General features: G+C 70.5%; 6 protein-coding genes. 5 read left to right on the top strand and 1 reads right to left on the bottom strand.

The genetic code is table 11. The annotated features are described in order from the left end of the window. Nucleotides 1-58: 58 nt before the first annotated feature. Nucleotides 59-2551 (bottom strand): transglycosylase domain-containing protein, encoded by a 2493-nt coding sequence (locus ACFU6K_RS22325; protein ID WP_380665604.1) that lies wholly within the window; start codon nt 2549-2551, stop codon nt 59-61. Nucleotides 2552-3069: 518 nt separating this feature from the next. Between ACFU6K_RS22325 and ACFU6K_RS22320 the strand changes: the two genes are divergently transcribed. The 5 genes from ACFU6K_RS22320 (at nt 3070) to ACFU6K_RS22300 (ending at nt 8352) form a co-directional block, all read left to right on the top strand. Further along, complete coding sequence (locus ACFU6K_RS22320; protein WP_380665602.1) at nt 3070-3768, top strand: helix-turn-helix transcriptional regulator; 699 nt, start codon at nt 3070-3072, stop codon at nt 3766-3768. A 126-nt stretch (nt 3769-3894) separates the two neighbouring features. Next, nucleotides 3895-4977, top strand: a complete 1083-nt coding sequence (locus ACFU6K_RS22315; RefSeq protein ID WP_359909486.1) for an inositol-3-phosphate synthase — start codon at nt 3895-3897, stop codon at nt 4975-4977. Between the two features lie 186 nt (nt 4978-5163). Further along, on the top strand, nt 5164-6486 hold the full coding sequence (locus ACFU6K_RS22310) for an MFS transporter (RefSeq protein ID WP_380665600.1): 1323 nt from the start codon (nt 5164-5166) through the stop codon (nt 6484-6486). A 109-nt stretch (nt 6487-6595) separates the two neighbouring features. Then, a complete protein-coding gene (locus ACFU6K_RS22305) occupies nt 6596-7282 on the top strand; it encodes a hypothetical protein (RefSeq protein ID WP_380665598.1) in 687 nt (228 codons plus the stop codon). Between the two features lie 32 nt (nt 7283-7314). Next, nucleotides 7315-8352, top strand: coding sequence for a hypothetical protein (locus ACFU6K_RS22300; RefSeq protein WP_380665596.1), 1038 nt, complete (start codon nt 7315-7317; stop codon nt 8350-8352). Nucleotides 8353-8376 lie beyond the last annotated feature (24 nt).

Below are 8376 nucleotides of genomic sequence, written 5' to 3'. Positions count from 1 at the left end.
CCTCCGAGGAGGACCGCCACCGCCGTGGTTCCGGGTTCCGGGTTCCGCCCGGCCGGGGCTACTGCCCGGCCGCCGCCCCGCCGCCCTGGAGACCGCCGGTGTTGCTCGGCGTCGGCTTGCCGCCGCCGGTCGGGCGTCCGCCACCGCCACCGTTGCCGCCGCCCGGCGGCGTGGTGTCCGTCGGTCCCGGCGGCTGCGTCTGGCAGCCGATCACCGGCAGGCAACTGTTGCCCGGGTTCGGGTTCTTGGTGTGCGAGGGGGTCGGCTGGTCGCCGGGGCAGTCCACGCCGGGCACGCAGGTCTGGGTGGGCTGCGGCTGCACGGGCGGCTGCGGCGCCTGCGTCTGGGCGGCCGGCGGGGCCGTCGGGCTGTCGGTCGTGGTCGGGGTCGTCGTCGCGGTGGCCGTGGACGGCGCGCCGGAGGAGTCGACCTCGGTGCCGACCGGCTGCGGGGTCGGGAAGTCCATCTTCTTCTCGTTGGCCAGTGCGGCCTTCATGTACCGGGTGAAGACATCGGTCGGGATGTCACCACCGTGGATGGACTCCTTACCGCCGGTGCCGTTGAGCGACTGCCGCTCGTGCTTGGTCGGGTCCTCGCGCCACATCGCGACGCTGGTCGCCAGCTGCGGGGTGTAGCCGACCCACCAGGCCGACTTGTTCTGGTCGGTGGTACCGGTCTTCCCGGCCACCGGGCGGCCCAGGTCCTTCGTCTTCTTACCGGTACCGTTCACCGCCACGTTCACCAGCACGTCGGTGACGTTGTCGGCGACGGCCGGCTCCAGCGCGACCTTGGGCTCCTTCTTGCCGAAGCCCGGCCGCTCCACGCCGCTCACCTCGACCTTGGTGACCGAGTACGGCTCGGCCTCCTTGCCGCTGGCCGCCAGGGTGCCGTAGGCGGTGGCCATCCGGATCGGGCTGATGGTGGAGGTGCCGAGCGGGAAGGTCGCCGTCTTCGGGTCGGCGAGGCTCTCCTTCTTGACGCCCATCTGCACCGCGATGTCGGCCACGTTCGGGCCGCCGACGTCCTGGTTCAGCTGGACGAAGGGCACGTTGTACGAGTACTGCATGGCCTGCCGCAGCGAGACGTAGCCGCGCTTGCCGGCGTCCTCGTTCTTCTGCCGGTAGGGCTTGCCGTCGTCGCCGATCACCAGTGAGCCGTCCGCCTTGCGGATCTCGGACATGTCGTCGGCCAGGTAGCGGCTGTCGGCGTTGATCCGCTTCGGCTTGCCCTTGTCGTCCTTCGCGGTCTGCACGCCGGTCTGCATCGCGGTGGCCAGCACGAAGGGCTTGAAGGTCGAGCCGACCTGCACGCCGGTGGCGTCGGCGTTGTTGTCGAAGTGGCCGTTCTCCACGCCGTCGCCGCCGTAGAGGGCGACGATCGCGCCGTCGCCGGGGCGGATGCTGGCGGAGCCGAACTGGATGTTGGTGTCGTTGTCCGGCCGCTTCTGCGGGTTGAGGTTCTCCGCCTTGACGGCGTCGACGGCGGTCTTCAGCGCGTCGACCTTGTCCTTCTCGAAGGTGGTGTAGATCTTCAGGCCGCCCCGGTCGATCATCTGCTGGGTGATCGTCTTGTCGGTGGCCATCACGTACTTGTTGGCGGTGTCGACCAGGTAGCTGATCTCACCGTTCATGTTGGAGTTGGGCTTCTGCGCGATCGGGTCCGGGAACGCGGTGCACTTGGCGCGCTCCTCCGGGGTGATGGCCTTGGTGTCCACCATCTGGTCCAGGATCCAGTTCCACCGGCCCTGGGCCCGTTCCTTGTTGGCCGGGTTGGTGGGGTCGTAGTACGCCGCACCCTTGAGCAGACCGGCCAGCATGGCGCTCTGACAGACGTTGAGGTCCTTGGCGTCCACCCCGTAGTACGCCTGGGCGGCCGCCTGGGCACCGTTCGCACCGCGGCCGAACCAGCTGGTGTTCAGGTAGCCCGTGAGGATCTCGGGCTTCTCCTTCTCCTGATTGATCTTCAGCGTGATGAAGAACTCCCTCACCTTGCGGCTGAGGGTCTGCTCCTGGCTCAGGTAGGCGTTCTTCACGTACTGCTGGGTGATCGTCGAGGCGCCCTGGGTCTCACCGCCCTTCGCCATGTTCCAGACCGCGCGGAGCATGCCCTTGGGGTCGATGCCGCTGTCGGTCTTGAAGCTCTTGTTCTCCGCGGCGATGACGGCGTCCTGGAGGTGCGGACTGATGTCCTTGAGCTCGACGATCTGACGGTTGGTCTGCCCCTTGCGGGTCATCTCCGTGTTGTCGGCCCAGTAGTAGATCGTGTTCTGGTCCTTCACCAGATCGTTCAGCTTGGGGACCTCGGTGGTCTGGTACAGGTAGAACACCAGGCCCACGAAGCAGCCGAAGACCAGCACGAAGGCGCTCAGCCACTGCTTCCAGGACGGCAGCCAGCGCCGGACGCCGGTCTTGCCGAACCGCGGGTAGTCGATGAAGCGCTTCTTGCCGGGGCCGGCGGCCGCGGCGGCGGAGGCTGCCGCGGCGTCACCACGCCGGCCACCCCCCTTGGCGCCCTTCTTCTGGGCGGCCTTGCGCATCTCCGCACGGGTCATCCGGGGCTGCTGTGCGGTCTCCCTGACCCCCGATGGGCGTCGTCGGCCGGCGCCGTCCGAGCGCAGCTCGTCGGGCCCCGGCCCCTCGCCCTGACGGCCACCGCCTCCCGGGGGCTGCTGCCCCTCACCGCCCGGGTTGGGCGTCCTTCGCCGTCGCTCGCTCATCTTCCAGCCACTCCTCGCCAGGCGTTTCCAGCCTGAAGGCAGGGTTCACGTCCGATGCCCGCCAACCGCCCTGATCCCGGAGGTGGTCCTCGTGCACACGCGACAGCGTACGCAGCACGGATATACAACTAATCGGACATCAGTTGCCAATGCCCGCAAAACGGCAACAGATCATTACAAGCCCGTTGCCAACACCAGCCGCGCGTCGGCTTGTGATCACATTCACGCGCGCCCCTCTTGCCCGTTCCGGGGGTCGGGTTTACTGTTCTCGATATATCGAGCCGATACATCGAAGCGGTATACCGCCGGATGCAGCGGCCGATCGGACACCGAGCGGGAGGAGGACGGCGACAGTGGGCAGGCGCTCAGGAGTGCTGGAGTTCGCCGTTCTCGGGCTGCTCCACGACGCCCCGATGCACGGCTACGAGCTGCGCAAGCGGCTGAACATCCTGCTCGGGACGTTCCGGGCGCTCTCCTACGGGACGCTCTACCCCTGCCTGAAGAGCCTGGTCGCCCAGGGCTTCCTCGTCGAGGACAACCCCGACGTCGAGTACGTCCCGGCCACCGCGCTCAACGGCAAGCGGTCCAAGATCGTCTACCGGCTCTCCGCCGAGGGGAAGCAGCGCTTCGAGGAGCTGCTCGCCGACTCCGGCCCGGACGCCTGGGAGGACGAGCACTTCGGCGTGCACTTCGCCTTCTTCGGCCAGACCGACCGGGCCGTGCGGATGCGCGTCCTGGAGGGGCGCCGCAGCCGGCTGGAGGAGCGGCTGGAGCGGATGCGCAACTCGCTGGCCCGCGCCCGCGAGCGGTTCGACGACTACACCGTCGAACTCCAGCGGCACGGACTGGAGTCGGTGGAGCGCGAGGTCCGCTGGCTCAACGAGCTGATCGAGACCGAGCGGTCCAACCGCACCGGCCGGACCGGCCCCGACGCCGGCGGCACCGCCGCCGGACCCCGCAAGACTTCGGACGGCCGTGGCCAGGAGACCGGGTCCCCGGACCCGTCCGGGCCACCGTACGACCGCCCGGGGCGCTCCGCCCAGGAGCGCTGACACCGCGCCAGCCCTGTGCCGCGCGGCAGGAATGGGCGCCTCGCGCCCGTGCACGCAGTCATCGAAGAAGCAGGACGAGTTCCGCCTACCCCGGCGGTCCTCATGAGATCACAGGGAGCAACCGGAATGGGTTCGGTTCGCGTAGCCATCGTGGGCGTGGGCAACTGCGCCGCGTCGCTGGTGCAGGGTGTCGAGTACTACAAGGACGCCGACCCGGCCGGCAGGGTCCCCGGGCTGATGCACGTCCAGTTCGGTGACTACCACGTCCGCGACGTGGAGTTCGTCGCCGCCTTCGACGTCGACGCCAAGAAGGTCGGCTTCGACCTGGCCGACGCCATCGGCAACAGCGAGAACAACACCATCAAGATCTGCGACGTGCCGCCGACCGGCGTGACCGTCCAGCGCGGCCACACCCTCGACGGCCTGGGCAAGTACTACCTGGAGACCATCGAGGAGTCGGACGAGGCGCCGGTCGACGTCGTCCAGGTCCTCAAGGACCAGCAGGTCGACGTCCTCGTCTGCTACCTGCCCGTCGGTTCCGAGGACGCGGCCAAGTTCTACGCCCAGTGCGCCATCGACGCCAAGGTCGCCTTCGTGAACGCCCTGCCGGTGTTCATCGCGGGCACCAAGGAGTGGGCGGACAAGTTCACCGAGGCCGGCGTGCCGATCGTCGGTGACGACATCAAGTCCCAGGTCGGCGCGACCATCACGCACCGCGTGATGGCCAAGCTGTTCGAGGACCGCGGTGTCATCCTCGAGCGCACCATGCAGCTGAACGTCGGCGGCAACATGGACTTCAAGAACATGCTCGAGCGCGAGCGCCTGGAGTCCAAGAAGATCTCCAAGACCCAGGCCGTCACCTCGCAGATCCGCGACCGCGAGCTGGGCGCCAAGAACGTCCACATCGGTCCCTCGGACTACGTGGCCTGGCTGGACGACCGCAAGTGGGCGTACGTCCGCCTGGAGGGTCGCGCCTTCGGCGACGTCCCGCTGAACCTGGAGTACAAGCTCGAGGTCTGGGACTCCCCGAACTCCGCCGGTGTCATCATCGACGCCGTGCGCGCCGCGAAGATCGCCAAGGACCGCGGCATCGGCGGCCCGATCCTGTCGGCCTCCTCGTACTTCATGAAGTCCCCGCCGGTGCAGTACTTCGACGACGAGGCCCGCGAGAACGTCGAGAAGTTCATCCGCGGCGAGGTCGAGCGCTGAGCGCAGCGAAGTTCGCGATTGTCGAGCACTGAGCGCTGAGCGCTGAGCTCCGAGCGTAGAGCGTCGGGCGGCTGACCGCCGCCGGCTCGCAGGAAGGGCCCGTGATCTCCGGATCGCGGGCCCTTCACGTTCTCGCGGCCAATGTTTCACGTGAAACAGCGGCCGGTTCCATGGCACTCTGGGCGGGTGGCGATCACCGAGAACGGCAGCACCCACCAGTCCGCGCACCGCGCCACGCTCCTCGACCTGATGAAGGGCCGCGACTTCCGGCGGCTGCTGACCGCCCGGGTGCTCTCCCAGCTCTCGGACGGCGTCTTCCAGGTCTCGCTCGCCGCGTACGTGGTCTTCTCCCCCGAGAAACAGTCCTCCCCCGCCGACATCGCCTCGGTGCTGGCCGTGATGCTGCTGCCGTTCTCGGTGATCGGCCCGTTCGCCGGCGTGCTGCTGGACCGCTGGCGCCGCCGCCAGGTGCTCTACTTCGGCAACCTGGCCCGCTTCGGACTGGGCCTGGGCACCGGCGCACTGCTGCTGGCGGAGGCCCCGACCTGGCTGTTCTTCGCCTCCGCCCTGCTGGTCACCGCGCTCAACCGGTTCATCCTGGCCGGCCTGTCCGCCGCCCTGCCCCGGGTGGTGGAGCAGGACCAGCTGGTCACCGCCAACGCCCTCTCCCCCACCCTGGGGACGGTCGCCGCCGCCTCCGGCGGGGGCATCGGCTTCGCGCTGCACCAGCTGATGGCCCCCGGGCCGAGGGCCGACGCCGCCCTGGTCACGGTGGCCGCGCTGCTCTACCTGTCGGCCGCGCTGGCCGCCCGGCGGATGGACCGCGACCTGCTCGGCCCGGAGCAGCACCGGGACCGCCCGGGGCTCGGCCAGGCGCTGGTCCGGGCCGCCGTCGAACTCGGCGCCGCGGTGCGCCACCTGGTCCGGGACTGCCGGCCCGCCGTGCACGCGCTGGCCGCCGTCACCGCGGCCCGGTTCTGCTACGGCGTGCTGATCGTGGTCGTGGTGATGCTCGCCCGGTACACCTTCAACGACCCGACCGACAGCGCGGCCGGGCTGGTCACCCTCGGCCAGGCGGTCGGCCTGTCCGCCGCCGGGTTCTTCGTCGCCGCGCTGGTCAGCCCCTGGTGCACCCGCCGGCTGGGCCTGGCCGGGTGGATGACGGCCTGCCTGGTCGCCCCGGTGGTCTTCGTCCCGGCGCTGGGCCTGAGTTTCACCCTGGTGCCCTGCCTGCTCGCCGCCCTGCTGCTCGGGGTGGTCACCCAGGGCACCAAGATCTGCGCCGACACGGCGGTCCAGGAGTCGGTCGAGGACGAGTACCGCGGCCGGGTCTTCGCCATCTACGACGTGCTGTTCAACGTCGCCTTCGTGGCCGCCGCCCTGGTCACGGCGTGGGTGCTGCCGCTGTCCGGCCGCTCGGTCGCGGTGGTGCTCGGGGTCGCCGGGGTATACGCGCTGACGGCGGTCCTCTACCTGCGCTCCGCCCGCCGGAGCCCCCTCCCCCGGTGACCAGGCCTTCCTGGGAACCCTCGGGGCTCGGGGCCGACGGCGTCCGACCGACTCGCTAAGGTACTCGAACCTGTCGTAACGACAGAACTCTGTTTCGGGGGACGAACTGATGAGTACACCGCCCAATCCGTACGGGCCGCCCTCGCCGGCCCCGGTGGGTCGGCCCGCAGCACCGCCGTACGGGGCGCCCGTTCCCCCGCCGGCCGCGCCGTACGGGCCGCCGCCGGCCTACGGACAGCCCGCGCCGCCGCCCCCGCCCGGCTTCGGCCCGCCGCCCGCCTACGGGCAGCAGCCGAACGGCCAACCGCCGTACGGGCAGCAGCCGTACGCGCAGCAGCCGTACGGACAGCCGGCCCCCGGGCCGTACGGCCAGCAGCCGCCCCCCGGGCCGTACGGCTACCCGCAGCCCGCGCCGCCGGTGCCGCCCGCGCCGGCCGCCAAGCGCGGCCTCCGCTCCAAGCTGCGGATCGTCGGGGTGGTCGGCGGCTGCGTGGCGCTGGCGGTGGGCTACTTCGTGGCCGGGCCGAGCGTCAGCAGCGCCAAGGCCGGCGACTGTGTGCACGCCAGCGGCTCCCGAGACGTCGAGATCGTCAAGTGCACTGACACCAAGGCGAATTACCGGGTGCTGTCGAAGTTCGAGGGCACCACGGACGTGACCCGCTGCAAGCAGACGCCGCAGACCACGAGCGCGGTCTCGGGCAAGAGCGGCCGCCGCTGGAACAAGAAGCGGTACGTGCTCTGCCTCGGCCCGCTGGCGCCCGCCACCACCGGCGTCCCGCCGGTGAAGAAGTCCTGAACTCTTCCGCCCTTCCTTCCCCGGGGGACCCCTTGTCCGTTCCGCCTCCGCCCCAGATGCCGTACGGCCCGCCACCGGGCGACGGCAACCCGTACGCCTCGGGCGGTTCCTACGGCGCCCCGCCGCCGCCCCCGCCGCCCCCGCCCGGGTACGGCTACCCGAGCGCCCCGCCGCCGCCCGAGCAGCCGTACGGCGTCCAGCCCCCGCCGGGCGGTTACGGCTACGGGTACCCGCCGCCGCCCCCGATGGACGGGACCACCTGCCGGTTCTGCGGCGGCTACCCCGCGGTCGACGCCACCGTCCGCGGCCACCAGGGCCTGGTCATCGCCTACCGGATGCTGCGGATGACCGGCCCGTTCTGCCGCACCTGCGGAACGGCGACGGTGCGCGACATGTCGGCCCGGACGCTGGTCCAGGGCTGGTGGAGCCCGGTGTCCTGGCTGCTGACCCCGATCACGCTGCTGCTGAACCTCGGCCCGAACGGCAGGTTCAAGCGGCTGCAGCCGCCCGTCCCGGGCAGCCACGGCCCGCAGCTGAACCCGGGCGTCCCGCTGACCAGCCGCCCGCACATCGCGATGCTGCTGGTGCCGGTCTCGCTGGTGGTCGCGGTGACCCTGGCCGCCACCGGCGTGCTCGGCCCCGGGAAGACCGACCCGGCCGCCGACCCGACGCCGAAGCCCACCCTGCTGACCTTCTCGCCCACGCCGCTGCCGATGCCGACCTACACGCCGCCGGTCATCCCCTCGCCGACCTTCACGCTGCCGGCGCCGACGCTCACCCTCCCGCCGGTCAGCACCCCGACCGACTCGGACAGCAAGGTGGACGCGGCCGGGGTCGGCGACTGCCTGTACAACGCGAACGGCACCAACCAGACCAACGACACCCACCCGAAGATCACCGTGGTGCCCTGCACCGACGCCAAGGCGCAGTACAAGATCGTCTACAAGTACCTCGCCACCTCCGACGAGAAGTCCTGCGAGAAGCAGCCGAAGTCGGACAGCTGGTACACCAGCAAGCACCCGAGCTTCCCGGCCCTGGACTACGTGCTCTGCATGAAGCAGATCAAGTAGCCCGGTACGGACGAGGGGTGGCCC

It is taken from the genome of Kitasatospora sp. NPDC057512 (assembly GCF_042802135.1).
Taxonomy (GTDB): domain Bacteria; phylum Actinomycetota; class Actinomycetes; order Streptomycetales; family Streptomycetaceae; genus Kitasatospora.
This window is presented reverse-complemented; position numbering and strand designations above follow the sequence as displayed.